This window comes from Agrobacterium sp. 22-223-1 (assembly GCF_053522385.1).
Window position 1 is genome coordinate 1,841,111 of sequence record NZ_JBNWCN010000001.1, and the last position, 24,644, is coordinate 1,865,754.

26 protein-coding genes are annotated in these 24,644 nt (G+C 60.6%); 20 read left to right on the forward strand and 6 right to left on the reverse strand.

Annotated elements, in window-relative coordinates; all coding sequences use genetic code 11:
- Nucleotide 1: 1 nt before the first annotated feature.
- From ACQZ60_RS09115 to ACQZ60_RS09175, 13 genes are all read left to right on the forward strand, one after another.
- Nucleotides 2-826: a ferritin-like domain-containing protein gene (locus ACQZ60_RS09115; protein WP_003522668.1), complete on the forward strand. Its 825-nt coding sequence runs from the start codon at nt 2-4 to the stop codon at nt 824-826.
- 92 nt (nt 827-918) lie between these two features.
- On the forward strand, nt 919-2,217 hold the full coding sequence (locus ACQZ60_RS09120) for a M23 family metallopeptidase (protein WP_448735117.1): 1,299 nt from the start codon (nt 919-921) through the stop codon (nt 2,215-2,217).
- Between the two features lie 219 nt (nt 2,218-2,436).
- A complete protein-coding gene (locus ACQZ60_RS09125; RefSeq protein ID WP_003520451.1) occupies nt 2,437-3,933 on the forward strand; it encodes a DEAD/DEAH box helicase in 1,497 nt (498 codons plus the stop codon).
- Nucleotides 3,934-3,941: 8 nt separating this feature from the next.
- Nucleotides 3,942-4,367 (forward strand): NUDIX domain-containing protein, encoded by a 426-nt coding sequence (locus tag ACQZ60_RS09130; protein ID WP_020810923.1) that lies wholly within the window; start codon nt 3,942-3,944, stop codon nt 4,365-4,367.
- Between the two features lie 771 nt (nt 4,368-5,138).
- Nucleotides 5,139-6,320, forward strand: a complete 1,182-nt coding sequence (locus tag ACQZ60_RS09135) for a branched-chain amino acid ABC transporter substrate-binding protein (RefSeq protein ID WP_448735118.1) — start codon at nt 5,139-5,141, stop codon at nt 6,318-6,320.
- 132 nt (nt 6,321-6,452) lie between these two features.
- The gene (gene rpe / locus ACQZ60_RS09140) at nt 6,453-7,130 is read left to right on the forward strand and encodes a ribulose-phosphate 3-epimerase (protein ID WP_448735119.1); all 678 of its coding nucleotides are present in this window, start codon (nt 6,453-6,455) and stop codon (nt 7,128-7,130) included.
- A gap of 44 nt (nt 7,131-7,174) precedes the next feature.
- Nucleotides 7,175-7,672 carry a hypothetical protein gene (locus ACQZ60_RS09145; RefSeq protein ID WP_448735120.1) on the forward strand — a complete coding sequence of 166 codons (498 nt, stop codon included), beginning with the start codon at nt 7,175-7,177 and terminating at the stop codon, nt 7,670-7,672.
- Nucleotides 7,673-7,762: 90 nt separating this feature from the next.
- Nucleotides 7,763-9,070 (forward strand): adenylosuccinate lyase, encoded by a 1,308-nt coding sequence (gene purB, locus ACQZ60_RS09150; RefSeq protein WP_020810926.1) that lies wholly within the window; start codon nt 7,763-7,765, stop codon nt 9,068-9,070.
- An 81-nt stretch (nt 9,071-9,151) separates the two neighbouring features.
- A complete protein-coding gene (locus tag ACQZ60_RS09155) occupies nt 9,152-9,715 on the forward strand; it encodes an alpha/beta hydrolase (RefSeq protein WP_003520442.1) in 564 nt (187 codons plus the stop codon).
- A gap of 203 nt (nt 9,716-9,918) precedes the next feature.
- Nucleotides 9,919-10,683, forward strand: coding sequence for a phosphoribosylaminoimidazolesuccinocarboxamide synthase (gene purC / locus ACQZ60_RS09160; protein WP_003520440.1), 765 nt, complete (start codon nt 9,919-9,921; stop codon nt 10,681-10,683).
- Nucleotides 10,684-10,738: 55 nt separating this feature from the next.
- Nucleotides 10,739-10,981, forward strand: a complete 243-nt coding sequence (gene purS, locus ACQZ60_RS09165; RefSeq protein ID WP_003507918.1) for a phosphoribosylformylglycinamidine synthase subunit PurS — start codon at nt 10,739-10,741, stop codon at nt 10,979-10,981.
- Between the two features lie 18 nt (nt 10,982-10,999).
- A complete protein-coding gene (gene purQ, locus ACQZ60_RS09170; RefSeq protein ID WP_003520438.1) occupies nt 11,000-11,671 on the forward strand; it encodes a phosphoribosylformylglycinamidine synthase subunit PurQ in 672 nt (223 codons plus the stop codon).
- Nucleotides 11,672-11,748: 77 nt separating this feature from the next.
- Complete coding sequence (locus ACQZ60_RS09175) at nt 11,749-12,153, forward strand: hypothetical protein (protein ID WP_448735121.1); 405 nt, start codon at nt 11,749-11,751, stop codon at nt 12,151-12,153.
- 133 nt (nt 12,154-12,286) lie between these two features.
- Here ACQZ60_RS09175 and ACQZ60_RS09180 read toward each other — a convergent pair whose 3' ends face one another.
- Nucleotides 12,287-12,592 carry a DUF1127 domain-containing protein gene (locus tag ACQZ60_RS09180; protein ID WP_020810369.1) on the reverse strand — a complete coding sequence of 102 codons (306 nt, stop codon included), beginning with the start codon at nt 12,590-12,592 and terminating at the stop codon, nt 12,287-12,289.
- A gap of 93 nt (nt 12,593-12,685) precedes the next feature.
- Here ACQZ60_RS09180 and ACQZ60_RS09185 point away from each other — a divergent pair, with 93 nt between their 5' ends.
- The 3 genes from ACQZ60_RS09185 (at nt 12,686) to ACQZ60_RS09195 (ending at nt 16,722) form a co-directional block, all read left to right on the forward strand.
- On the forward strand, nt 12,686-14,104 hold the full coding sequence (locus ACQZ60_RS09185; protein WP_020810370.1) for an aminotransferase-like domain-containing protein: 1,419 nt from the start codon (nt 12,686-12,688) through the stop codon (nt 14,102-14,104).
- A gap of 133 nt (nt 14,105-14,237) precedes the next feature.
- Nucleotides 14,238-16,472, forward strand: coding sequence for a phosphoribosylformylglycinamidine synthase subunit PurL (gene purL / locus ACQZ60_RS09190; RefSeq protein ID WP_448735122.1), 2,235 nt, complete (start codon nt 14,238-14,240; stop codon nt 16,470-16,472).
- Between the two features lie 16 nt (nt 16,473-16,488).
- Nucleotides 16,489-16,722: a BolA/IbaG family iron-sulfur metabolism protein gene (locus ACQZ60_RS09195; RefSeq protein WP_003507909.1), complete on the forward strand. Its 234-nt coding sequence runs from the start codon at nt 16,489-16,491 to the stop codon at nt 16,720-16,722.
- A gap of 141 nt (nt 16,723-16,863) precedes the next feature.
- Here ACQZ60_RS09195 and ACQZ60_RS09200 read toward each other — a convergent pair whose 3' ends face one another.
- A complete protein-coding gene (locus ACQZ60_RS09200) occupies nt 16,864-18,012 on the reverse strand; it encodes a hypothetical protein (protein ID WP_448735123.1) in 1,149 nt (382 codons plus the stop codon).
- A 211-nt stretch (nt 18,013-18,223) separates the two neighbouring features.
- On the opposite strand from ACQZ60_RS09200, the gene ACQZ60_RS09205 reads away from it, so the two are divergent.
- The 4 genes from ACQZ60_RS09205 (at nt 18,224) to ACQZ60_RS09220 (ending at nt 20,719) form a co-directional block, all read left to right on the forward strand.
- Nucleotides 18,224-18,472 (forward strand): hypothetical protein, encoded by a 249-nt coding sequence (locus tag ACQZ60_RS09205; RefSeq protein ID WP_003520431.1) that lies wholly within the window; start codon nt 18,224-18,226, stop codon nt 18,470-18,472.
- A complete protein-coding gene (locus ACQZ60_RS09210; RefSeq protein ID WP_448735124.1) occupies nt 18,469-18,900 on the forward strand; it encodes a hypothetical protein in 432 nt (143 codons plus the stop codon). Before ACQZ60_RS09205 ends, ACQZ60_RS09210 begins: the two co-directional genes overlap by 4 nt.
- Before the next feature lie 137 nt (nt 18,901-19,037).
- Nucleotides 19,038-19,373 (forward strand): Grx4 family monothiol glutaredoxin, encoded by a 336-nt coding sequence (gene grxD / locus ACQZ60_RS09215; RefSeq protein WP_003520429.1) that lies wholly within the window; start codon nt 19,038-19,040, stop codon nt 19,371-19,373.
- A gap of 137 nt (nt 19,374-19,510) precedes the next feature.
- Nucleotides 19,511-20,719, forward strand: a complete 1,209-nt coding sequence (locus ACQZ60_RS09220) for a multidrug effflux MFS transporter (protein ID WP_142780179.1) — start codon at nt 19,511-19,513, stop codon at nt 20,717-20,719.
- A gap of 229 nt (nt 20,720-20,948) precedes the next feature.
- Here the strand turns inward: ACQZ60_RS09220 and ACQZ60_RS09225 are convergent, their stop codons facing one another.
- The 4 genes from ACQZ60_RS09225 to ACQZ60_RS09240 form a co-directional block, all read right to left on the reverse strand.
- The gene (locus ACQZ60_RS09225) at nt 20,949-21,773 is read right to left on the reverse strand and encodes an inositol monophosphatase family protein (RefSeq protein WP_448735125.1); all 825 of its coding nucleotides are present in this window, start codon (nt 21,771-21,773) and stop codon (nt 20,949-20,951) included.
- A gap of 29 nt (nt 21,774-21,802) precedes the next feature.
- Nucleotides 21,803-22,630, reverse strand: coding sequence for an inositol monophosphatase family protein (locus ACQZ60_RS09230; protein WP_448735126.1), 828 nt, complete (start codon nt 22,628-22,630; stop codon nt 21,803-21,805).
- 16 nt (nt 22,631-22,646) lie between these two features.
- On the reverse strand, nt 22,647-23,588 hold the full coding sequence (ttcA, locus tag ACQZ60_RS09235; protein WP_448735127.1) for a tRNA 2-thiocytidine(32) synthetase TtcA: 942 nt from the start codon (nt 23,586-23,588) through the stop codon (nt 22,647-22,649).
- A gap of 61 nt (nt 23,589-23,649) precedes the next feature.
- Nucleotides 23,650-24,579 (reverse strand): glutaminase, encoded by a 930-nt coding sequence (locus ACQZ60_RS09240; protein ID WP_003520424.1) that lies wholly within the window; start codon nt 24,577-24,579, stop codon nt 23,650-23,652.
- Between the last annotated feature and the right edge of the window lie 65 nt (nt 24,580-24,644).

Consider the following 24,644-nt stretch of genomic DNA (forward strand, 5'->3'; position numbering starts at 1 on the left):
CGTGACGCCCCCGTTCAAAATCATCTCGCTGCGAGGCGGCGCGACGGATGCCATCGTGAGCGCCGATCTCGACAGAAAGACCGCGCTCGCGCAGGAAACGGCGACACGCTGGTTCGAGCGCCGCCTGTCGCTGCGCTCGCCGCTCGACCCGCCGCTGCCTGAGCGGCCGGGCAGGCCCGAGAAGCCGGAACTCGTGCCGCCGACCGCGGTGGAACGCCGCTCCCTTCACAGCATCAAGGGCCGCATCGCGCTGCTGCACGCCATAGCCCATATCGAACTCAACGCCGTCGATCTCGCGCTCGATATCGTCGCCCGTTATGCCAGCGAGCCGGTGCCGCATTCCTTTTTCGACGGCTGGATGCAGGTCGCCTTCGAGGAGGCGAAACATTTCCGGCTGGTGCGGGACAGGCTGAGAAGCCTCGGCGCCGACTATGGCGATCTGCCGGCCCATGACGGGCTCTGGCAGGCCGCGCATTCCACCCGCAACGATCTCACCGCACGGCTCGCCGTCGTGCCGCTCATCCTGGAAGCGCGCGGACTGGACGTCACCCCTTCCCTGCAGGCGAAGATGCGCGAGACCGGCGATCTTGAAAGCGCCGCCGTTCTCGATGTCATCTATAATGACGAAAAGGGCCATGTCGCCATCGGCGCGAAATGGTTCCGGTTCCTGTGCGCGCGTGAAAAGAAGGACCCGGCGGCAACCTTCAGGCAGCTGGTGCGCGCCAATTTCCGCGGCCCTTTGAAACCGCCCTTCAACGACATTGCCCGCGCCGAAGCCGGCCTGACGCCTTCCTTTTACCGCTCGCTCACATCCGTCAGCCAATAGCCGACACCGCCGAAAGGCCTTTCCGGCAAAACTTCGTTAACCTTAACGAATTATGATTTCCCTTAAGAAATCGGCCAGTCCGGAGAGAGATTGTGACTGATACGGCGGAAAACCGGGTATTCGGCAAGAAGCGTGAGCCGCACGTGCTCATTCTCGCGCGCGGCGACAGGGTGCGGCATATGACCATCCGTCCGTGGATGGCGGCGCTTGCCGGCTGCACGATCGGCCTTTTCTCGCTCGGTTATCTCGGAGCCACAGGCTATCTCATTTTGCGTGACGACCTGATCGGCGCGACCATGGCCCGTCAGACCCGCATGCAGAACGACTATGAAGACCGCATCGCAGCGCTGAGAGCCCAGGTGGACCGCGTCACCTCCCGGCAGTTGCTCGATCAGCAGGTCGTTGAAAAGAAAGTGGAAAAGCTGCTGGAACAGCAGGCGGCGCTGACCTCGCGGCACGGCCGCATGAGCGAATTGCTAGAGCGCGCCGAGAACTCCGGCATCGCCGCCTCTCCGGCCGCGCCCTCGTCTCTTTCGAACGCCATGGCGCCGGAAAAACGCACCGATCTCTCCGGCGGCCTTTCGGCCATTGAAAAGCTGATGACGCCACGCAAGCCGCAGGCGGAAAAGCCCGCCACACCGGACAGACGCGCCGCCTATGTACCCGAAGCCGGCGAAACGCCATCCGACCGGGCCGACCGGGTGTTTTCCAAGGTGACACTGTCGCTGAAGGATATCGAACGCCAGCAGATATCGCGCATCGCCAGATTGACCAGCGACGCGGAGGAAAAGGCGAATGCGATGCAGGACATCATCCGGCAGGCGGGCCTGAAAATCGAAGAGAACGGCAATGACGACATAGGCGGCCCCTATGCCGACCCCGAGCGCGGTGACACCGATCCTTTCAACCTGTCGCTCACCAATCTCGACAATGCGTTGAACCGGCTCGACATCGTCAAGGAAACCGCGACCACCCTGCCCTTCGGCAACCCGGCCCCCGGCCGGGCGATCACCAGCCGATTCGGCAACCGGATGGATCCGTTTCTCGGCCGCCCGGCCCTTCATACCGGCATCGATTTTCGCGCCGAAACCGGGGCTGACGTCAAATCCACCGGCGCGGGCAAGGTGACGGTCGCGGAAAATTCCGGCGGCTACGGCAATATGGTCGAGATCGATCACGGCCAGGGCGTGTCGACGCGATTCGGCCATCTCTCCGCCATTCTGGTGAAAGCCGGCGACAGGGTCGAGGCCGGTGACGTCATCGGCCGCGCCGGCAGCACCGGTCGCTCCACCGGTCCGCATGTGCATTACGAGGTGCGCCGCAACGATACGCCGGTCGATCCGATGCGGTTCCTGATCGCCGGAACGGAACTCAAAACCTATTTAAAATAGCAGCCCGATTTTAATGCTTTTTTTGCGCTTTTTACGATAAATCGCTGAAATTTGCACCAAAGGCCCAGATGCCCCGCCCGAACCCCGCTGTTTCGCGCGCTTTTCCCGTTGTTTCCTTGACTTTCCGGCAATTTGGGCATATCCCCGCGCCAAGTCTTTGCAAGTGCCGTCGCGGCACGCAGGTGTTCTTACCGAACCAGAACGGAAAAAGTTCTTCCTTTGACAACATTCTCTGATCTTGGCCTGAGCCAAAAAGTTCTTTCCGCTATTGCAGATGCCGGCTACACGACGCCGACACCCATTCAGGCTGGCGCCATTCCGCCGGCGCTGGAAAAGCGTGATATCTGCGGTATCGCACAGACCGGCACGGGCAAAACCGCGTCCTTCGTTCTGCCGATGCTCACCCTGCTCGAAAAGGGCCGTGCGCGCGCCAGAATGCCGCGCACGCTGATCCTCGAGCCAACCCGTGAGCTGGCAGCGCAGGTGGCGGAGAACTTCGAGAAATACGGCAAGAATCACAAGCTGAACGTCGCCCTTCTCATCGGCGGCGTTTCCTTCGAAGACCAGGACCGCAAGCTTGAGCGCGGCGCCGATGTGCTGATCTGCACCCCCGGCCGCCTTCTCGACCATTGCGAGCGCGGCAAGCTTTTGATGACCGGCGTGGAAATCCTCGTCATCGACGAAGCCGACCGTATGCTGGATATGGGCTTCATTCCCGATATCGAGCGCATCGCCAAGATGATCCCGTTTACCCGGCAGACGCTGTTCTTCTCGGCCACCATGCCGCCTGAAATCCAGAAGCTGGCCGACCGGTTCCTGCAGAACCCCGTCCGTGTCGAGGTCGCCAAGCCCTCCTCCACGGCAAAGACCGTTGCCCAGCGCATCGTCGCCGCGCACAACAAGGACTATGAAAAGCGCGCCGTGCTGCGCGATCTCGTCCGCGCCGAAGAAGCCGAACTGAAGAACGCCATCATCTTCTGCAACCGCAAGAAGGATGTGGCCGACCTGTTCCGCTCGCTCGACCGTCACGGTTTTTCCGTCGGCGCGCTGCATGGCGACATGGACCAGCGTTCGCGCACCACGATGCTGCAGAACTTCAAGGACGGCAATCTGAAGCTGCTCGTCGCCTCCGACGTTGCCGCACGCGGCCTGGACATCCCCGATGTCAGCCACGTCTTCAACTTCGATATTCCCATTCATTCGGAAGACTATGTCCACCGCATCGGCCGTACCGGTCGTGCCGGCCGCTCGGGCAAGGCCTTCACCATCGTCACCAGGAGCGACACGAAGTATCTCGACGCGATCGAAAAGCTGATCGGCGAAAAGATCGAGTGGCAGAACGGTGACCTCTCCACCCTTCCCGCGCCGATGGAAAGCTTTGAAAGCAATTCCGGCCGCCGGGGCAAGGAACGGGGCGGCAGGGGCCGCGACCGCAACCGTCGCGACGCAGCGCCGGTCGAAAACATCAATCAGGGTGCACAATCCGCTGCGGACACGGACATCGCGGCTCATGGAGACGACAAGGTGAAAGCAGAACGCAAGCAGGAAAAGACCCCGCGCAATTCCGACCGCAACAGCCGCAACCCGCTGCACGCCAATGACGACAACCGCGACCGCCGCCGCCATTATCGCGACCACGACGATGGCCCGACACCGGTTGGTTTCGGCGACGACATCCCCGCTTTCATGCTGATCGTGGCCAACGCCAAGGCCTGACCGCGGGAATGGACAGCATGACGCCGACCGCCAGGCCAGGTCTCGATTTTCCGGGTGTCGGCGTCGGCCTCGCCATCATGCGTGATGGCCGCGTGCTTTTATGCCGGCGCCTGAAGGCGCCGGAAGCCGGATACTGGAGCATTCCGGGCGGCAAGGTCGATCACCTTGAAACTTCCCTCGCCGCAGCACGCCGCGAGGCCGAAGAGGAAACCGGGCTCAAGATCGGCACCGTCGAATTTCTCTGCCATAGCGAATTCATCGATACGGAAGATCGTCACCACTGGGTTTCGTTGATCTTCGTCACCCGCGATGCGCAGGGTGAGCCGGCACTGACCGAACCCGACAAGCTTTCCGCCATCGGCTGGTTCGATCCGGATAAACTTCCCGAACCCATCTCTGCCTTTGCCAGGGACGCTCTGGCCGCCCTTAAATAAAGCCGCACAAGCGGCCGACCGAACTCGCTCGCGGGCGATAATGGCCGTCAACGGGCATTTTCAAGCAGTTATGTTGATGTGTACATCGGAGCCGGCTTCGCCCCCTCCGCGCGATATCTTTTCCATAAATTCGAAAATGAAAGAACGTCTTTGCGCAGGGCTTTTCTAATTCAATTTTAAATTGCTTAATTTAGCTTCATGTAAAAAACCGCCCCAGTTTCCCGAAGCGGTTTATACGTAATGAAAAAAATAGAATATGAAATGCAATATAGTCTGGCAGTGCTTATAACCGGAACACTTTCCGAGGCCTGTTACAGCCAATTTCAGTCGTCCCCTGAAACAGTTACATCTAAGCTAATCATTTACTTTCCGTCAAGCAAATCTTCTCGCAAATGCGAAAAAACATGGCGGAAAAGAGGTGAATGATGGGAAGGTTTATATATTTACGTTATATATCAATAAATTACAAATATGAAAATAAAATGTGCATCTTTTTGTGTTGCACTTTAAAAAGCAGAATCGCGGACAGGATTTTTCTAAACTGTGCTTATACGCGCCACATGTAATGGATTTATGAAGTAACGCCCGCCGCGACAATGATGTGAAATACTTCCCCACCCATCCGGCGCGGGAGCGAATTGCTCGTCGGCAAAAATAATCCTTCAATAAAAACATGGTGCGCAATTATATCGAACAGCAACAACTACAAGCTGCGACGACGATCCGCCCTCTCGAATCGGACAACTTCAGAGCAAATCCGCCGTCCCGCGGATGGCGATATGCGAATATGATGGAGCATCGGCGATTTTTCCTTTGGAAAACCGGTTGTTGCCGATAAACATCAAGCCGGGACAACAGGATTTCTATCACGTCATGCTTTCACTTCGCCTGCTAACGATCATCGCCGGTTTTGCCCTTGCGGGCTCAGCAAGCGCGGCATCGATTGGCATCGTTGCGCCCCAGAGCGGTCCTTACGAACTTCTGGGACAGCAGGTACGGCAGGGTGCGAAGGCGGCGGCGGCGAAGCTCGGGCTGGATGTCGTCGAAATCCATGAAAGCTGCGAAGATGGCAGCGGCGGCGCCATTGCTGATGGCCTCGTGGCCGCCAAGGTCAGCGCCGCAATCGGTTTCTTGTGCACCGAAACGCTTCAGGATGTCCTGCCGCCGCTGAAAGCGGCCGCCATTCCCGCCATCACGCTTTCCAGCCGCGCGCCGATCCTGATGGAAGACGCCCTGAAATACGGCTGGCCGCTCTTTCGCCTCGCCCCGTCAGACAGGGCCGAATCGGACAGGATCGCGGAGATCATCCTGCGCGACTGGAAGGGACATTCCATCGGACTTGTGGATGACGGCACGATCTACAGCCGCGAACTGGTCGACCGCATCCGCTCGTCGCTCGAGGAAAACGGCCTGAAGCCCACCCTTGCCGATACGATGCGTCCCAACCAGGAACAGCAGGTGGCGCTGGTGCGCCGGCTGGCGCGCACCGGCATTTCCCATGTCTTCGTGGGCGCGGAACGCAACGACGTCGCCATCATTGCCAGAGATGCCGGGTCGGAGAACATTCCCCTCACCGTCATGGGCGGCGATGCCATGAATGCGGCCAACAATCCGGTCCCCTTGGCCGCGAATGTGCTGGCGGTCACCCGCCCGGCCTATGATACCCTGCCATCGGCCCAGGCGGTTGCTGGCGAACTGCGCGGCGCCGGCATCGAGCCGGAAGGTTACGTCCTGCCGGCCTATGCGGCGGCGGAACTCACCGCCGCCCTTGCGGAAGCCACGCAGGCGCAGTCGAAACCCGCGCCGGAGATACTGGCGGGCGGCACCGTTTTCAAAACCGTGCTCGGCGACCTCGGCTTCAGCCCGACGCATGACCTTTCGGACAATCCCTATCGCCTGCAGCGGTGGAACGGCCAGCGCTTCGAACCGGCGGACAAGGCCGAAAGACAATAGGCGAAACCCGCGCCGCCGAAAATTCGAGGAAACGCAGCTGAAAACCGTCCGCAACCGCGCCGCCAGCCGTTTCAAACCCCGATACTTGGTGTTAAAGGCAGCTTACGCAACGCGTCGAGAGGAGTTTGCCCCATGTCCCTGCCCATCCGCATAGCCCCGTCCATTCTGGCTGCCGATTTCGCCAAGCTCGGACAGGAAGTCGCCGATGTCACGGAAGCGGGCGCGGACTGGATTCATCTCGATGTGATGGATGGCCATTTCGTCCCCAACATTTCCTTCGGGCCGGATGTCATCAAGGCGCTGCGGCCGCACAGCATGGCCTTCTTCGACTGCCATCTGATGATCGCACCCGTCGACCCCTATCTCGAAGCCTTCGCCAAGGCGGGCTGCGACAGCATCACCGTGCATGCCGAAGCCGGGCCTCACCTGCACCGCTCGCTGCAGACGATCCGCGGGCTGGGCAGAAAGGCCGGCGTGACGCTTAACCCCGCAACACCGCTTTCGGTCATCGAAAACGTGCTTGATGACGTCGATCTCGTCCTGATCATGAGCGTCAACCCCGGTTTCGGCGGGCAGAAGTTCATTCCGGCCATGCTGGACAAGATCCGCGCGGCAAAGGCCATGATCGGCGACCGGCCGATCGAACTCGAAGTGGATGGCGGCGTGACGGCGGAAACCGCAGGCGCGATCATTGCCGCCGGTGCGAATGCGCTGGTGGCCGGCTCGGCCATCTTCAAGGGCGACGGCGTTGCCGACTACCGCAAGACGGTCGCGCAACTGCGCCACGCAGCGGAAGCCGCGCGGACATAACCGCCGCCGCCGAAGGGGGCACGGCAAGGCGTTGGGGGATCGGCATGGAAAGCGACAGGCGGGGTTTCCGTGACACGGCTTCGGCAGCGCTGTTTCCGCTGCTCGGCGCGCTTGTCTGGGCCGTCTGTTCCAGCGCCGCCGCCGCCATCGGCCTCTATGTCAGGAACCGGCTGGAAACCGACCATGCCGTCGACATCATCATGCTTTTCTTCGCGGGCGGCCTTTTCGGCTGGCTGCTGGCCATGGCGGCGCTGCACTTCCTCCCTGCTTCCGCCGCCCTGCCGCTGCGTTTTGCGGCGGCCTGTCTTGCCATCGCTTTTTTCACGCTGGCAGTTGCGGCGGCGTTTTTCGCCTTCGAATACCGTATTTTCTATGCGCAATGGCACGCGCCGGCATTCTCCCGCATCTGGTTTTTCCAGCAGCTCTTCACATCGCTCGGCGCGATTTACCAGTTCTGCATTCTCGGCCTTGGCTTATATTTCCCCTTTGCCATCGTTCCGCTCCTGCCTGCGGGCGCAATCCTCTGCCGACGTGCACAATGAGCAACAGAGGCATGTAGCTTGATAGATTGAGATTACCGGAACACTTTGCTAAACGGGCAGCAAAATTCCTCCACAAAGAAAGTCATTGCCATGATCCCTCGTTACTCCCGGCCGGAAATGGTCGCCATCTGGTCGCCGGAAACAAAGTTCCGCATCTGGTTCGAGATCGAGGCATATGCCTGTGACGCGCTTGCCGAACTCGGCGTTATCCCGAAGTCCGCTGCCCAGACGATCTGGGAAAAGGGCGGCAGCGCCACCTTCGACGTCGCCCGCATCGATGAGATCGAGGCCGTCACCAAGCATGACGTTATCGCCTTCCTCACTCATCTTGCCGAATTTGTCGGTCCCGACAGCCGTTTCGTGCATCAGGGCATGACCTCGTCGGACGTGCTCGACACCACGCTCAACATCCAGCTCGTGCGCGCCGCCGATCTGCTGCTCGCCGATATGGACCGGGTGCTGGCCGCGCTGAAGACCCGCGCCTTCGAACACAAGAACACGGTGCGCATCGGCCGCAGCCACGGCATCCATGCCGAGCCGACCACCATGGGCCTGACCTTCGCCCGCTTCTATGCCGAGATGCACCGCAACCGCGAACGTCTCGTCAATGCCCGTGCGGAAATCGCCACTGGCGCGATCTCCGGCGCCGTCGGCACCTTCGCCAATATCGACCCGCGCGTTGAGGAGCATGTCTGTGCCAAGCTCGGTCTCATCCCCGAGCCGGTCTCCACGCAGGTCATCCCGCGCGACCGTCACGCCATGTTCTTTGCGACGCTCGGCGTCATTGCCTCGTCGATCGAAAACGTCGCCATCGAAATCCGCCACATGCAGCGCACCGAGGTTCTGGAAGCGGAAGAGTTCTTCTCGCCGGGCCAGAAGGGCTCGTCCGCCATGCCACACAAGCGCAACCCGGTTCTGACCGAAAACCTCACCGGCCTTGCCCGTCTCGTGCGCATGTCGGTGGTTCCGGCCATGGAAAACGTTGCGCTCTGGCATGAGCGCGATATCAGCCACTCCTCCGTCGAGCGCGCCATCGGCCCCGATACCACTGTCACCCTCGATTTCGCGCTGAACCGTCTGGCCGGTGTCATCGAAAAGCTGGTGATCTATCCGGACAACATGCTGAAGAACATGAACAAGTTCCGCGGCCTCGTGCATTCGCAGCGCGTTCTCCTGGCGCTGACGCAGGCCGGCGTATCGCGTGAAGACGCCTACCGTCTGGTACAGCGCAACGCCATGAAGGTCTGGGAACAGGGCGCCGATTTCCTTGAGGAACTGCTGGGCGACGAGGAAGTGCGCGCCGCCCTTCCGGAAGAGGTGATCCGCGAAAAGTTCGACCTCGGCTACCACACCAAGCATGTCGACACGATCTTCACCCGCGTCTTCGGCAACGCCTGAGACTTGAGCTGAGTTTGAGACCTTGAAGTTAATGTCGCCGCGACCTTGATCGCGGCGGCATCACAACACAGATATGGGCGCATGAAAGTTTCAGAAGCAGATATCCTGATCGTCCCCGGTTATACCAATTCCGGCCCCGACCACTGGCAGAGCCGCTGGGAGCGCAAGCTTTCCACCGCACGCCGCGTCGAGCAGGCCGAATGGTCCAAACCCGTGAAGGAAGACTGGGTCGCCCGGCTGGTGGAAGAGGTCAATGCCTCCACCAGACCCATCGTCCTCGTCGCCCATTCGCTTGGCGTGCCGACCGTCATCCATGCCTTGCCGGAAATCGGCAAGAAAGTGTCCGGCGCGCTGTTCGTCGCGCCGCCCGATGTCGCCAATCCCGATATCCGGCCGAAGCACCTGATGACCTTCGGGCCTTACCCGCGCGACCCGCTGCCTTTCCCGGCGATCACCATCGCCAGCCGCAACGATCCTTTCGGCTCCTATGAACATGCCGATGACATCGCCGCCGCCTGGGGTTCGCTTTTGATCGACGCCGGCATGTCCGGCCATATCAACACCGAGTCGGGCCATGGTCCGTGGCCGGAAGGCGGTATGGTCTTCGCGCAGTTTTTGAGCCGGCTGAAGGCTGTCGAGCCCTGACGGCGTAGGCCGTGCGAACCGCCTCCCCTTCGATCAGCCCCGGAAGCCAAGTTTCGGGGCGCAGCGGTTTCCCCGGCCTGTCACAAGAATTGAAGGGAAATATGCGAGCCGCATTGTAGAATGCACTCTTTTCCTTTATGGGACCGCTTCAAAGACCAAACGCAACGCCACCAGAATCGGCGTCAACCAAGAGACCTGCAATTATGAACCGTCGCCGCCGTATTTACGAAGGCAAGGCCAAGATCCTCTACGAGGGTCCGGAGCCAGGCACGCTTATCCAGTTCTTCAAGGACGATGCGACCGCCTTCAACAAGAAGAAGCATGAAGTTATTGACGGCAAGGGCGTGCTGAACAACCGTATCTGCGAATACGTCTTCACGCATCTGAACAAGATCGGCATTCCCACGCACTTCATCCGCCGCCTCAACATGCGCGAGCAGTTGATCAAGGAAGTGGAGATGATCCCGCTCGAAGTCGTCGTGCGCAATGTCGCTGCCGGCTCGTTATCGAAGCGCCTCGGCATCGAGGAAGGCGTGGTTCTGCCGCGCTCCATCATCGAGTTCTATTACAAGTCCGACGAGCTCGAAGACCCGATGGTCTCCGAAGAGCACATCACGGCTTTCGGCTGGGCCAACCCCGCCGAGCTCGACGACATCATGGCGCTCGCCATCCGCGTCAACGACTTCCTCTCCGGCCTGTTCCTCGGCGTCGGCATCCAGCTCGTCGATTTCAAGATCGAATGCGGCCGTCTTTTCGAAGGCGACATGATGCGCATCATCCTCGCCGACGAGATTTCGCCCGATAGCTGCCGGCTGTGGGACATCGAAACCCAGAAAAAGATGGACAAGGACCTGTTCCGCCGCGACATGGGCGGGCTTCTCGAAGCCTATTCCGAAGTGGCGCGCCGTCTCGGCATCATCAATGAAAACGAACCGATCCGCGGCACCGGTCCAGTCCTGGTAAAGTAATATCGGCCTCGTGAAGTAATATTGGCCTAACAAGGTAAAATCAGGAGAAGATCAGGTGATCAAGGCACGGGTGACTGTTACGCTGAAGAACGGCGTTCTCGATCCGCAGGGCAAGGCAATCGAAGGCGCGCTCGGCAGCCTCGGTTTCGGTGGCGTCGGCCATGTCCGTCAGGGCAAGGTCTTCGACCTGGAGCTGGAAGGCGCCGACAAGGCCAAGGCCGAGACCGACCTGAAGGCAATGTGCGAAAAGCTTCTGGCCAATACGGTCATCGAAAACTACGCCATCGCCATCCTCTGAAGCCCAGGAGCCGCTCCGATGAAATCCGCTGTCGTCCAACTTCCCGGCCTCAACCGCGACCGCGACATGATCGCGGCGCTGACGAAAATCTCTGGAAGCGCGCCCGTCACCATCTGGCAGACGGAAACGGATATTCCCGACGTCGACCTGATCGTCATCCCGGGCGGCTTCTCCTATGGTGACTATCTGCGTTGCGGCGCCATCGCCGCCCGCATGCCGGTCATGCAGGCCATTCGCGAAAAGGCCGAAAAGGGCGTCAAGGTTCTCGGCGTCTGCAACGGCTTCCAGATTCTGGTCGAGGCGGGCATGCTGCCGGGCGCGCTGATGCGCAACGCTTCGCTGAAATTCGTCTGCCGCGAAGTGAAGCTCGAAGTCGCCAACAACGACACGGATTTCACCCGCGCTTACGACAAGGGCCAGATTCTGCGCTGCCCCGTCGCCCATCACGACGGCAACTACTTCGTCGAAGCCGACGAGCTGAAGGCGATGGAAGACAACGGCCAGGTGGTGTTCCGTTATGCCGACGGCACCAACCCCAACGGTTCGCTGAACGACATCGCCGGCGTCATCAACGCCAGGGGCAATGTCCTCGGCATGATGCCGCATCCGGAAAACCTGATCGAAGCCGCCCATGGCGGCAATGACGGTCGCGGCCTCTTCGCTTCGGCGCTCGGCGTCGTCGCAGCCTGATAGACCGGGCGGGCCTCGAGCCCGCCTTTTTTGATGCCGGTTTCGGCGCCGTTTCGGCCTCTCTTCTGGATGACCTGATGCCCTGTCTTCTTCGACACAATGCCTACAAGGCCGCCGGACTGATCCTCGCGGCAGCGGCGCTCGCCGCCTGCCAGCCGAAACCGCAGCCTTCCTCCTCCTTCTCCCGCGCGGCCCTGCCGACCATGGAACGGATCGCGCTTGGCGCGAATGCCTGCTGGTTCAAATCGGGCGACGCGGCGTTCAAGGCCTATCGCCTGGCGCCGGAACTCAACTCCTTCTCCGGCCGTCCGCGCATCCTGCTCGTGCCGCGCAACAGCCCGGAATCGCGCCCCATGCTGGTGGTTCAGGCCGAAGGCAACCCGGCAAAGCTCGATGCTTTCGGCCCCGTGATGAACGAAACCCTTTCAGGCCGCATCGCAACGGATGTCAAACGCTGGGCGAATGGCGGCAAGGGCTGCTGATCGACAGGCACCGGCACCCGTGAGAACGCGGTCGGCATAAAAAAACCCGCCAGCGCCGGTTGGGATTGGCGTGGCGGGTTGCCGAATGGCTGCTTGGCGCCGGGGAAAGAAGGCGCCGCTCTCCGACAAAAAATCAAAGCGGCCGCGGCGGCCAGGAAAACAGCCGGGATTTCGCCGCCTCCTTCAAGGCTTCATCCCGCGTAACGCCGATATCGTCCAGCAGATCGTCCGAAAGTTCCCGCAGGGCGAAACGTCCCTGGCGTTTCCGCTGCCATGAGGATACGCCCGCAATCAGGCGACCAATAAGCGTGCGGGCGATCTTGGCCGGAAAGGGCGCCGGTGCGACCATGTCGCCGGCATCGCGGAACACGCGTTCCCGTTCGTAGCCATCAGGATAGAGTGTATCCGCTGTCGAAAGGTATTGATCCATCTTGCGCATATTGCACCTATTGTCTCCGTGCGTTTAGCCTCATTCAATGCAGACAATAAATACAATTGACTTGGGGATGGATACAATGCATAAATTGTCACCATGACAAATTGGCTTCCTGACATTACCGAGGGCGACGGCCCGATTTACCTGCGCCTCGCCGACAGTATCGAAGGCGCGATTTCCGACGGCATCCTGCAGGCCGGCTCGAAATTGCCGCCGCAGCGCAATCTTGCTTACGATCTCGGTGTGACAATCGGCACAATCAGCCGGGCCTATGCGCTCATCCATGAGCGCGGCCTCGTCAGCGGTGAGGTCGGACGCGGAACCTATGTCAATGAGCGCAAGACCCCTGCCCCGTCATTGCCCATGGAGCCGGCAACGGCCGCCTTCGGCAGCACGCGCCATGCCGTCGACACCAGCGCCGAATTCCGGTTGAACACCACCGCTGCGCCGGATGTCGGCCAGAGCGTGCTGATCGCCAGGCACATCGAGGCGGTGACCAGAGAGCATCCGCAGGACATTACCAACTATGCCCGCTCTTTTCCCGACAACTGGTGCATGGCGGGCGTTCGCTGGCTTTCCCAGAACGGCTGGTCGCCGAAGCCGGAAAACATCGTTTCGACGCTTGGCGCCCATGCGGCGGTGATGAGCGTGATGTCCGCGATGACCGCGCCGGGCGACCGCATCGTCTTCGAACCCGTCACCTATTCCCACATCAGCCGCAGCGCCGCCCTTGCCGGCCGGCGGGTGACGCTGGTGGAAGCGGATGAGAACGGCATTGTCCCTGACGATTTCGAACGCGTCTGCGCCCAGCAGCACCCCAAGATGATCTTCCTGATGTCGGCCGGCCAGAACCCGACCTGCGCCACCCTGCCGGAAGAGCGCCGCCGCGCGATTGCCGATATCGCCCGCCGTTACGGCGTGTGGATCGTCGAGGACAATCTTTATGGCGCGATGACGCGCGATGCGATCCCGCTGATCGCCGAATTTGCGCCCGACATTACCTTCGTCGTCGGCGGCCTGTCGAAATCCGTCGCCGCCGGCGTGCGCGGCGGCTGGGTCGCCTGCCCCGCGCAATATTCCTCGCGCATCCGTATTTCCCACTCGATGATGACGGGCGGCCTGCCCTTCATGCTGGCCGAACTGAATGCGCGCCTCGTCAATAGCGGCGACGCCCACGATATCCGCAAGGATTGCATCGCCGAACTGAATGAGCGCGAGGCGATTGCCCGGCGCGTCTTTACCGGGCTGGACTTCAATTCGCTGCCCGACATCGCCTTCCTGTGGCTGAGACTGCCCGAACCATGGCTTTCCGGCACCTTCCGCAATGCGGCGATGAAGGAAGGCGTGTTGATCGACGACGAGGACGAGTTCAAGGCCGGACGGACGGACAAGGTTTTCCACCGCGTCCGCATCAGCTTTTCCGGGCCTTCCACCCGCGAGGAGCTGACCCATGCCTTCGGCATCCTCCGCCACCTGCTGGATAACGGCTCCGCCGGCTATGAAAGCGTGGCGTGATACGGGTCGCAACGGGTGAATAACCGCATAAACCGCCAATTAGCCGGCAAAGCGGCGCATTTTCCTGTCGCGCCATGGAGCCTCTTGCGCTAAAGAACCGGAAACTTTCCTCGGCTCGAACCGCGTGAGACCTATGTCGATTCCAAACTCCATCAAGATCACCCCGGAACTCGTTGCATCCCACGGGCTGAAGCCCGACGAATACCAGCGTATCCTCGACCTGATCGGACGGGAGCCGAGCTTTACCGAGCTTGGCATTTTCTCGGCCATGTGGAACGAGCACTGCTCCTACAAATCCTCCAAGAAGTGGCTGAAGACCCTGCCGACCAAGGGTCCGCGCGTCATTCAGGGCCCCGGCGAGAACGCCGGCGTGGTCGATATCGACGACGGCGACTGCGTCGTCTTCAAGATGGAGAGCCACAACCACCCGTCCTATATCGAGCCCTATCAGGGTGCGGCAACGGGCGTCGGCGGCATCCTGCGTGACGTCTTCACCATGGGCGCACGCCCGATCGCGGCCATGAACGCCCTGCGCTTCGGCGCGCCTGACCACCCGAAGACCCGTCACCTCGTGGCCGGCGTCGTCGCCGGTGTCGGCGGTTACGGCAATTCCTTCGGCGTACCGACCGTCGGCGGCGAAGTGGAATTCGACCCGCGTTATAACGGCAACATCCTCGTTAACGCCTTTGCCGCCGGTCTTGCCAAGTCCAACGCGATCTTCCTGTCCGAAGCCAAGGGCGTCGGCCTGCCGGTCGTTTATCTCGGTGCGAAGACCGGCCGCGACGGCGTCGGCGGCGCGACCATGGCGTCCGCCGAATTTGACGAATCCATCGAAGAAAAGCGCCCGACCGTTCAGGTCGGCGACCCCTTCACCGAAAAGTGCCTGCTGGAAGCCTGCCTTGAGCTGATGAAGACCGGCGCGGTCATCGCCATTCAGGACATGGGTGCGGCCGGCCTCACCTGCTCGGCCGTTGAAATGGGCGCCAAGGGCGATCTCGGCATCGAGCTTGACTTGAACGCCGTACCGGTGCGCGAAGAGCGCATGACGGCTTACGAAATGATGCTGTCGGAAAGCCAGGAGCGCATGCTCATGGTTCTCGAGCCCTCCAAGGAAGAAGTCGCCAAGGCGATCTTCGTCAAGTGGGGTCTGGACTTCGCCATCGTTGGCAAGACCACCGACGACCTGCGCTTCCGCGTGCTGCACAATGGCGAGGAAGTCGCCAACCTGCCGATCAAGGAACTGGGCGATCAGGCTCCGGAATATGACCGCCCGTGGACACCCGCCAAGGTGCCCGCGCCGCTGGCGGAAAACGACGTCCCCGCCGCCGATATCGCCGATGCGCTGGTGTCGCTGGTCGGTTCGGCCAACAACTCTTCGCGCCGCTGGGTCTACGAACAGTATGACACGCTGATCCAGGGCAATTCGCTGCAGCTTCCCGGCGGCGATGCCGGCGTGGTGCGCGTCGAAGGCCATGACAAGAAGGCGCTCGCCTTCTCCTCCGACGTCACACCGCGTTATGTCGAGGCCGATCCCTTCGAAGGCGGCAAGCAGGCCGTCGCCGAATGCTGGCGCAACATCACCGCCACCGGCGCTTTGCCGCTGGCGGCCACCGACAACCTCAATTTCGGCAACCCGGAAAAGCCCGAGATCATGAGCCAGCTGGTCCATGCCATCAAGGGCATCGGCGAAGCCTGCCGCGTGCTGGAATTCCCGATCGTTTCCGGCAACGTCTCGCTCTATAACGAGACCAACGGTCAGGCGATCCTACCCACCCCCACCATCGGCGGCGTTGGCCTGCTGAAGGACTGGGGCCGCATGGCGCGCATCCGTTTCGCCGCCGCTGACGAAGTGGTGCTGCTCGTCGGCGCACCTGCCGGCCTCGGCACGCATATCGCCCAGTCGGTTTACATGCGTGACATTCATGGCCGCATCGATGGCCCGGCGCCGCATGTCGATCTGACCGCTGAAAAGAACAACGGCGATTTCGTCCGCAGCCTCATCACCGACGGTCTTGCCACCGCCGTTCACGATTGCTCCTCGGGCGGTCTCGCACTTGCAGTCGCCGAAATGGCGATTTCGTCGGGCATCGGCGCGACCATCGACGCGGTCGAAGGCCACAACCCGGTCCTCACCTTCTATGGCGAAGATCAGGGCCGTTACGTTCTGACGGTCAAAAAGGCCGATCTCGACGAGGTGCAGACAGCGGCGAAGGCGGCGGGCGTTTCCTGCCCGGTCATCGGCGTTACCGGCGGTTCCACCGTAAAGCTGGGCACGGCGCGGGCTGTCGAGATTAAAGAATTGCACTTGGCCTATGAATCGTGGTTCCCTCAATTCATGGACGGCGAAACTTTGCTCGCCGCAGAATGAATTAAGGAGAAACATCATGCCCATGAAACCCGGCGACATTGAAGACATGATTAAGGCGGGAATTCCCGGGGCAAAGGTCACGATCCGCGATCTGGCCGGTGATGGCGATCATTACGCGGCGGAAGTCGTTGCGGAAGCATTCAAGGGCAAGACCCGCGTGCAGCAGCACCAGATGGTCTATGACGCGCTGAAGGGCAATATGGGCGGCGTTCTGCATGCCCTTGCCCTGCAGACCTCGGCTCCCGAATGATTGCGCCCGTGAAAGCGGTTCCAGCAACAAACCGTCTCTGTCCCGCCTGCGGCAGAGCGTGAAACCTGCGGAATAAATCAAGGCCCGCGTGATACTCTCACGCGGGCCTTTTTCATGTCCGGCCGAATGGATCAGCGCCGCTTACAAGGCGGGCGGCGTCTGCGAATCCAGAGCGGCGAAGGAGGCGGCAGGCAAAGGCCCCGCCGTCAGCAGGGTAAAATCGTAACCGGATCTGCGGTCCGGCCCCAGCACATATTGCCGGTGCATGCGCAGGAAGTTGCGCTTGTTCTTCTTATAACGGTCCGGCGAGAGCGAATGCTTGAAACGGATCGGCACGATCTTCGGCTGCGGCGCATCCCTGTGACCGGTCAGGCCCACGGTATTGCACCGGTAGAGATGAATCGGATCGGTCAGGCACTGGATATCGAACCATGTCACCTCCGGGTGACGCGCAATCGAACCGACGCTCTCGCGAAGCCGGTCCGCGCTCGACAGGAACGCACATTGCAGCGCCGCGCCGCCCAAGGTCGCAAAGGACAGTTTCCGGCCATCCAGCGCATCCGGCTTCAGCTCCAGCACACGGCCGATCACGGCGAGCGCAAGGCTGGCGCCCATGCTGTGCGACACCACCAGAACCTCATCCGCGGGCTGCTCCAGCGCCGTCAGAACAAGTGCCGCCCTCTCCTCGATCCAGTCACGGGCAATCGGCTCATCGCGGCCGACCGCAAGCGCGAACCGCCAGTCCGCATAAAGATGCAGGGTGTGAAACCGCTCCGCAAACGGCAGGAAAGCCTTCACGAAAAACAGCGCGGCGGCGGGAAGGCTGATCGCCAAGAGCCAGAGAGGTAAGGCGAAAATTAAGGGCGACAGGGCAATAGCCGCCGCAAGGGCACCGCCGACAAGCATCAGCAGGAACGGAAAGATGAAGAACAGGCCAAAACGCCAGGCGTGGCGGAAGTAACGCGCCGCGCCGCCTTCGGCGATGATGCCGGCTCCGGCCTTGAAACCGAGCCAGATCTGCCGCCAGACGGGCGCATCCCGCAATTGCGATATCACCGCATTATGGTCGTAAACGAAAATGTCGGAGCGCGTCCGCCAGTCGCCCGCCGAGGCCTCCACCGTGAATGTTTCGCCCCCGGGCGCATTCTCCAGCGGCCCCACGGCATAGTCGACATCCCATGTCTTGCCGGCCAGCGCCGCCGCCCGCTGGTAACGCAGATGATGGGCGGCCGCATCGAGCGGATCGAAACCGGGGAAATAAAGAACAAGTCGTGACTTGACGGCTGGCATGCATGAACCTTCGGCCGGAGCATTTCCAGTAAAAGCGGAATCGCTTTTACGTTAAGACAATGCGTAAAAACAAAGAGATAGTGCGCTTTTGCGTTTCGGAGAAAAGCAAAACCGCGCTAGAGACACCCGAAAGGATCGCTTGATACAGCGGGCGATGCACGTATAGTAAAAATCGCGACGGAAATGTGATTTATTTATCGGTGAGGGAAATTTGTCTGGCATCGTCGATCAAGTACTCAACGGCGTCGTCAAGGGCGCACTGTCTGAAATCCTCACCAAGACCGGCATCCGCAAAACCCGGCGGGCGCGCCGGACGAAAAGCACCGGCTCGCTTGCCGGCGGCATCGTCGGCTCGGTTCTGGAAGCCGCGATCAACGCCGCCGTCAAACCCAAGCCAGCCAAGAAGCAGGTGAGCAAAAGACGCACGGCCGCCGCCCGCAGCAGACAACGATATCGATGATGTATCGCCTCCCCCTGCTTCCCGCCTTTTTACTACTGGCGATTTCGGGATCGTTACAAGGTGCCGCAGAGGTTAAGAGCAGCAAAGAGATCAAGATCGGCTTCGTCGTGGAGCTTGATGGTACTGATCGGATATCCGGCACAGCCTTCTGCAAAACCGGCAACACCTGCCGCCTGGTAGACCAGAAAAGTCCAAAGTTAATTCTCGATATTGAAGTGAACAGTTTCTATAGCGAAATGGAGATTGACTGTGAGGACGATTGCTCGTTGCCGAGCGGCAGGCGAGCCATAACGTTCGATAACACTCGCGAATTCGATATTTGGGAAGGCGAAACAGGTGTATTGATACAATCAGTCTTCAGACGGTGGGAGCGGATAGGAAAAATCGTTCTCGACTTTTCTTACCCGAAGAGAACGACGCGCTGGTAGCCGGAGTTTCGACCCGCAATCAGCGATGCCACACCCGCAGTTTTTTACGCTTTCCGGGTGGAAATCGCGCCACGACATGTTATTTAGGAACAAACAGAAAGCAGCGGCCTTGAACCGCATGTGAAAGGAATAGGCCTATGAGCGGCATTCACGACATGATCGACAGCGAAGTGAAGAGCAACGACATCGTTCTTTTCATGAAGGGCACCCCGCAATTTCCGCAGTGCGGTTTTTCCGGCCAGGTGGTACAGATCCTCGATTATCTCGGCGTCGACTACAAGGGCATCAACGTGCTTGCCGATGCAGATATCCGCCAGGGCATCAAGGACTACTCCAACTGGCCGACCATCCCGCAGCTCTACGTCAAGGGCGAATTCGTCGGCGGCTGTGACATCGTAAGAGAGATGTTCCAGTCCGGCGAACTTCAAAACCACTTCCAAGAACAGGGTATCAGCGTCCGCGGCGCGGCCTGATTTCGGCCGGTTCATCCGGCCCACCCTGATTGTCAGAAATTTATGCCAGGCGTTGCTTCATGCAACGCCTTTGCCGTTCTTTTTGGGGCAATCCTGTGACAAATCTTTCACAATCCACCGCTTCGCGCGCAGGCTCGATGGGGCGCACGGAATTCATCGCGCTTGCCGCGATGCTGATGGCGCTGAACGCGCTCGCAATCGACATCATGCTGCCGGGTCTTCAGGAAATCGGCGCTTCGCTCGGCGTCGAAAACGAAAACCACCGCCAATATGTGATTTCCGCCTATCTTCTCGGCTTCGGCATCGCCCAGCTTCTGTACGGACCGATTTCGGACCGTTTCGGACGCCGCAAGCCGATGTTCGTCGGGCTTGCCATCTACATCGTTTCAGCCATTGCCGTGGTCTTCGTACCGTCCTTCTCAGGGCTGCTGGCGCTGCGCTTCATTCAGGGCATCGGTTCTGCGGCCACGCGTGTCATCACGGTCTCCATCGTGCGTGACATCTATGGCGGACGGCAGATGGCGGAAGTCATGTCGCTGATCATGATGGTCTTCATGGTCGTGCCGGTCATTGCGCCCGGCACCGGCCAGATCGTGCTGTTTTTCGGTGACTGGCACCTGATCTTCGCTTTCATGGCGGCCATTGCCGCCGTGGTAACGGCCTGGATGTATTTCCGCCTGCCCGAAACCCTGCATCCGGACGATATCCGCCCCCTGACCGCAAGCTCCATCCTCGGCGGTTTCAAGATCGTGCTCACCAACCGTATCGCGCTCTGCTATACGCTCTCCAGCACCTTCATCTTCGGGGCGCTGTTCGGCTTCATCAACTCGGTCGAACAAGTCTATAAGGGCATTTACGGGCTCGGCGCATGGTTTGCGGCGGCCTTTGCGGGCGTGGCGCTGTTCATGGCCTTCTCCTCCTTCGTCAATGCAAGGCTGGTCGGCCGGTTCGGCATGCGCAAGCTGTCACACGGCTCACTGCTCGGCTTCATCGCCATCACCTTCGTCTGGCTGCTGGTGCAGGTGCTGGGGCCGGAACCGATGCCTTTCGCCATCTTCATCGTGTTCTTTGCGCTCGCCATGTTCCAGTTCGGCTGGATCGGCTCGAACTTCAACTCGCTCGCCATGGAGCCGCTCGGCCACGTCGCCGGCACCGCATCGTCCGTCATGGGCTTCATGGGAACCGTCGGCGGCTCGCTGATCGGCGCGGCCATCGGCCAGTCTTTCGACGGCACGGCGCTGCCCATGGTGGCGGGCTTCTTCGCCGTCTCCATCGTCGGCCTCATCTTCGTGCTGATCGGTGAAAAGGGCGTGCTGTTTCAGGCGCATAACAAGCCGACCCGCTGAGGGACGATGGAAAAATGAAAGGGCGCGGAATTCTGTTCCGCGCCCTTTTTATTGATTGGTTCACGTCATACGCATTTCGTCACCCCGGACTTGATCCGGGCTCCAGCCAGCCCAAGTCTTTGGGCTGAGAAGAGTCTTCCGCCACGCAGACGCGCGGCTACTGGATGCCGGATCAAGCCCGGCATGACGGGCAAAAGCCTTTCCGCCCTGTCCCTTACACAACACCACCTCAAACCGTAAAAATCTTCTCCCGCAGCAGTTCCCACGTCTCCTGATCCGGCGCGAGCAGCAGCCCGCCATCCAAATGGCGCGGCAGATAGGGCGAGCCGTCGAGGCGCGCCGCATAGGCGCCCGCCTCCTGCGACAGCAGCGTGCCGGCCAGATGGTCCCAGGGCATCAGCTTGTTATACATCAGGAAATGCATGTGGCCGCCGCAGAACAGGCGATATTCATGCGCCGCGCAGCGATAGCTGGTGAAGAGCCGCACATCGGCGAGGTTCGTCAGGATCTTGCGCCGTGTCTCCACGTCGAAATAGCCGGTATTGGCGATGCCGACCATCTGCGACAATTCCGGGGCCGGCACGACCGACATCTGCGTCTGCGAACCGTCGGCGCTGCAAAGCCACGCGCCGGAACCCTTTTCGGCAATCGCCCAGTCATTGCCCATCGGATCGAAGATCAGGCCGGCAACGGTCTCGCCCTTGGAGATGACGCTCATCATCACGCCGAAAAGCGGCAGGCCGGAAGCGAAATTATAGGTGCCGTCGATGGGATCGACCACCACGGCAAGATCGGCATCGGCAAGCTTGCCGAGCAGCGAGGCATCCGCCGCCACCGCCTCTTCGCCGATGAACAGTGCATCAGGCATGATTTCCTGCACACGGGCGCGGATCAGCCGCTCGGCGGCCTCGTCGGCCTCGGTGACGAGATCGATCGCCTCGGTCTTGATCCGCACATCGCCCTCGCCCAGATTGCGGAACCGCGGCAGGATTTCCACTGCCGCCGCCTCCTGAAGCGCATTGGCAAGAGAGGCGATGTCGAGTTCGATAGCCATGGGCGATATCCTTCTATTTGAGCGCGATCTTATAAGGCGACGATTTCCCATCGCAGCATCTTCCAGCTTTCCTTGTCGGGAGCGGACAGGATGCCGCCCTCCGTTTGCCCCGGCCGATAGGGCGTATTGTCGAAACGGGCCGTGTAACCGCCCGCCTCCTGATGAATGAGCACGCCGGCGAGATGATCCCACGGCATCAGCTTTTCATGGCCGATGAAATGCAGCTTGCCGGCCGAGGCGAGCCAATATTCATGTGCCGAGCAGTTGAGCGACAGCGCCATCTTGATCTTCGCCATATTGGCGGCAATCACCGGACGGCGATCCTGATGGCTGTGGCCCCAGGAAAAGATGCCGACCATATCGGACAATGGCGCGGGATCGGCAACCCTTAGCTTCGCCTGCGAACCGTTCCTGCGGTTGAGAAACGCACCCTCGCCTTTCAAAGCAACGATGGTATCGCCCATCACCGGATCGTGGATGATGCCCGCCACCGTCTCGCCCCTGACGGTGACCGCAAGCAGCGTGCCGAAAGCGGGAAAACCGGAAGCGTAATTGAAAGTGCCGTCGATGGGGTCGATCACGAAGGCAAGCGGCGCATCGGCAAGTGCGGGAATGACGGATTGGTCCGCCTCATAGGCCTCTTCGCCGACGATATGGGCCTTCGGAAATCGCTGAAGGAGAGCAGCGGTGATCGCCTTTTCCGCCAGAACATCGGCCTCGGTGACGAGATCGACGGCCGAGGTCTTTTCGGAGATCGCACCGGCGCTCAGGTTTCGGAAGCGGGGAAGAATTTCATTCGCGCCGGCAGCGGCAACGGTGGAAACGAGGAAGTCGATATCTTTGTCGGAAAGGGTCATCGGGCGGGGCACTTCTTCATAAGGGGGAGTTGGCCTCCCTACGCTCTTCAGGTGACGCCCCGGTGACAGAAAGCGCCGAAAAATCAAAAAGCTTAGGATCGAGCAGATGCGACGGATTGACATGGGCAAGCGCCCTCAGCATCACGTCCTTGCGGCCGGGCATACGCCGTTCGATGTCGGCCAGCATCTCCTTCATGGCATTGCGCTGAAGCCCGTCCTGCGAGCCGCAGAGGTCGCAGGGAATGATCGGGAATTCCATCGCCGCCGCAAATTTCGCCATATCCTCTTCGGCGCAATAGGCAAGCGGGCGCATAACCATCAGGTCGCCCTCGTCATTCAAAAGCTTAGCCGGCATACCGGCCAGCCGGCCGCCGTGGAAGAAGTTCATGAAGAAGGTTTCGAGAATATCCTCGCGATGATGGCCGAGCAGCAGCGCGTCGCAACCCTCCTCCCGCGCGATGCGGTAGAGATTGCCGCGCCTGAGCCGCGAACAGAGCGAACAGTAAGTGCCGCCGGACGGCACCTTTTCCTTCACCACGGAATAGGTGTCGCGATATTCGATGCGATGGGGCACACCAATCTTCGCCAGATACTCCGGTAAGACGTGCTTTGGAAAATTCGGCTGACCCTGATCGAGATTGCAGGCAACAAGTTCGACTGGCAAAAGGCCGCGCCATTTCAGATCGAGCAGCAGCGCCAGCAGCCCATAGCTGTCCTTGCCGCCGGAAAGGCCGACAAGCCAGCGCTTCTGGCCATTCAGCATGCCGAAATCTTCAAAGGCCTGGCGCACATTGCGCAACAGCCGCTTGCGCAGCTTGTTGAAGGAAACCGAACGCGGTGCATTGTCGAACAGGGGATGCGAGCTGCCGTTTTCTTCGGGCGCGTCCTGATCCGCCCCGATCCGGTCGGCCCCAGCCCGATCTACAAAGTCATCGATCTTGGTGAGAATGTTCATCATCAGCTCGCTCCGGCACGACTGCCGTTCTTAATGCAGGCAATGCCCCCATCCGCCGGCAATATCAAGCCCCGAATACCGACCAGCCGGTTTTCGTCGCCAGCATTTCCAGCGCCTGTGACCCGAGCGCCGAATTGCCGACCTTGTTGAGACCCGGCGACCAGACCGCAATCGACGCGTTGCCGGGCGCCACCGCCATGATGCCGCCGCCCACACCGCTCTTCCCCGGCAGGCCGACATGATAGGCGAAATCGCCCGATCCGTCATAATGGCCGCAAGTCAGCATCAGCGCGTTGATGCGCCGCGCTCGCCGGTCTGAGACGACCGTATGCCCCGTCAGCGGATTGCGGCCGCGATTGGCGAGGAAGAGGCCGGCGCGGGAAAGCTGCGCGCAGGTCATGGACAGCGCGCACTGATGGAAATAAACGCCGAGCGTATATTCCACGGGATGGTGCAGATTGCCGAAGGAGCGCATGAAATTGGCGAGCGCGAAATTGCGGAACCCCGTCGCCTGCTCGGATTTCGCCACCGTATCGTCGATGCTGATCGTATCGTCATCCGCGAGATAACGAACGAAGCGCAAAAGCTCGCCGATAGCCTCACGCGGCTGGTGGCCGGCAAGCACGATATCGGTGACCACGATAGCACCGGCATTGACGAAGGGATTGCGCGGGATTCCGTGCTCGTGCTCCAGCTGGACGATGGAATTGAAGGAAGAGCCTGAAGGCTCGCGCCCCACCCGATTCCACACCGTTTCCCCCGCCTTGCCAAGCGCCAGCGTCAGCATGAAGACCTTGGAGATGCTCTGGATCGAAAACGGCGTGAGCGCATTGCCGGCCGTATAGGTGGTTCCATCGACGGTGGTGATGGCGATGCCGAACTGGTTGGGATCGACCTTGGCAAGTTCGGGAATGTAATCCGCAACCTTCCCCTCACCGAGCCTCGGCGCCATGCTGTCGTAAATGGAATCGACGATCGCCTGAATGTCCTGCATGCAAAGCCTTCCCCGCAAACAAAAAAGCCGCCCCGAAGGGCGGCTTCCTGAATACTGAAACGCGT

Excerpts from the sequence above, each read along its gene's own strand:
- ACQZ60_RS09185 (WP_020810370.1), top strand. The coding sequence starts at position 12,686 with ATGACAAATTGGCTTCCTGACATTACCGAGGGCGACGGCCCGATTTAC.
- purB (WP_020810926.1), top strand. The coding sequence starts at position 7,763 with ATGATCCCTCGTTACTCCCGGCCGGAAATGGTCGCCATCTGGTCGCCG.
- ACQZ60_RS09240 (WP_003520424.1), bottom strand. The coding sequence starts at position 24,579 with ATGCAGGACATTCAGGCGATCGTCGATTCCATTTACGACAGCATGGCG.
- ACQZ60_RS09180 (WP_020810369.1), bottom strand. The coding sequence starts at position 12,592 with ATGCGCAAGATGGATCAATACCTTTCGACAGCGGATACACTCTATCCT.
- ACQZ60_RS09200 (WP_448735123.1), bottom strand. The coding sequence starts at position 18,012 with ATGCCAGCCGTCAAGTCACGACTTGTTCTTTATTTCCCCGGTTTCGAT.
- ACQZ60_RS09220 (WP_142780179.1), top strand. The coding sequence starts at position 19,511 with ATGGGGCGCACGGAATTCATCGCGCTTGCCGCGATGCTGATGGCGCTG.
- ACQZ60_RS09145 (WP_448735120.1), top strand. The coding sequence starts at position 7,175 with ATGGAAAGCGACAGGCGGGGTTTCCGTGACACGGCTTCGGCAGCGCTG.
- ACQZ60_RS09130 (WP_020810923.1), top strand. The coding sequence starts at position 3,942 with ATGGACAGCATGACGCCGACCGCCAGGCCAGGTCTCGATTTTCCGGGT.
- ACQZ60_RS09155 (WP_003520442.1), top strand. The coding sequence starts at position 9,152 with ATGAAAGTTTCAGAAGCAGATATCCTGATCGTCCCCGGTTATACCAAT.
- purC (WP_003520440.1), top strand. The coding sequence starts at position 9,919 with ATGAACCGTCGCCGCCGTATTTACGAAGGCAAGGCCAAGATCCTCTAC.
- grxD (WP_003520429.1), top strand. The coding sequence starts at position 19,038 with ATGAGCGGCATTCACGACATGATCGACAGCGAAGTGAAGAGCAACGAC.
- ACQZ60_RS09135 (WP_448735118.1), top strand. The coding sequence starts at position 5,139 with ATGGCGATATGCGAATATGATGGAGCATCGGCGATTTTTCCTTTGGAA.
- ACQZ60_RS09175 (WP_448735121.1), top strand. The coding sequence starts at position 11,749 with ATGCCCTGTCTTCTTCGACACAATGCCTACAAGGCCGCCGGACTGATC.
- ACQZ60_RS09210 (WP_448735124.1), top strand. The coding sequence starts at position 18,469 with ATGATGTATCGCCTCCCCCTGCTTCCCGCCTTTTTACTACTGGCGATT.
- ACQZ60_RS09225 (WP_448735125.1), bottom strand. The coding sequence starts at position 21,773 with ATGGCTATCGAACTCGACATCGCCTCTCTTGCCAATGCGCTTCAGGAG.
- purL (WP_448735122.1), top strand. The coding sequence starts at position 14,238 with ATGTCGATTCCAAACTCCATCAAGATCACCCCGGAACTCGTTGCATCC.
- ACQZ60_RS09195 (WP_003507909.1), top strand. The coding sequence starts at position 16,489 with ATGCCCATGAAACCCGGCGACATTGAAGACATGATTAAGGCGGGAATT.
- ACQZ60_RS09230 (WP_448735126.1), bottom strand. The coding sequence starts at position 22,630 with ATGACCCTTTCCGACAAAGATATCGACTTCCTCGTTTCCACCGTTGCC.
- rpe (WP_448735119.1), top strand. The coding sequence starts at position 6,453 with ATGTCCCTGCCCATCCGCATAGCCCCGTCCATTCTGGCTGCCGATTTC.
- ttcA (WP_448735127.1), bottom strand. The coding sequence starts at position 23,588 with ATGATGAACATTCTCACCAAGATCGATGACTTTGTAGATCGGGCTGGG.
- purQ (WP_003520438.1), top strand. The coding sequence starts at position 11,000 with ATGAAATCCGCTGTCGTCCAACTTCCCGGCCTCAACCGCGACCGCGAC.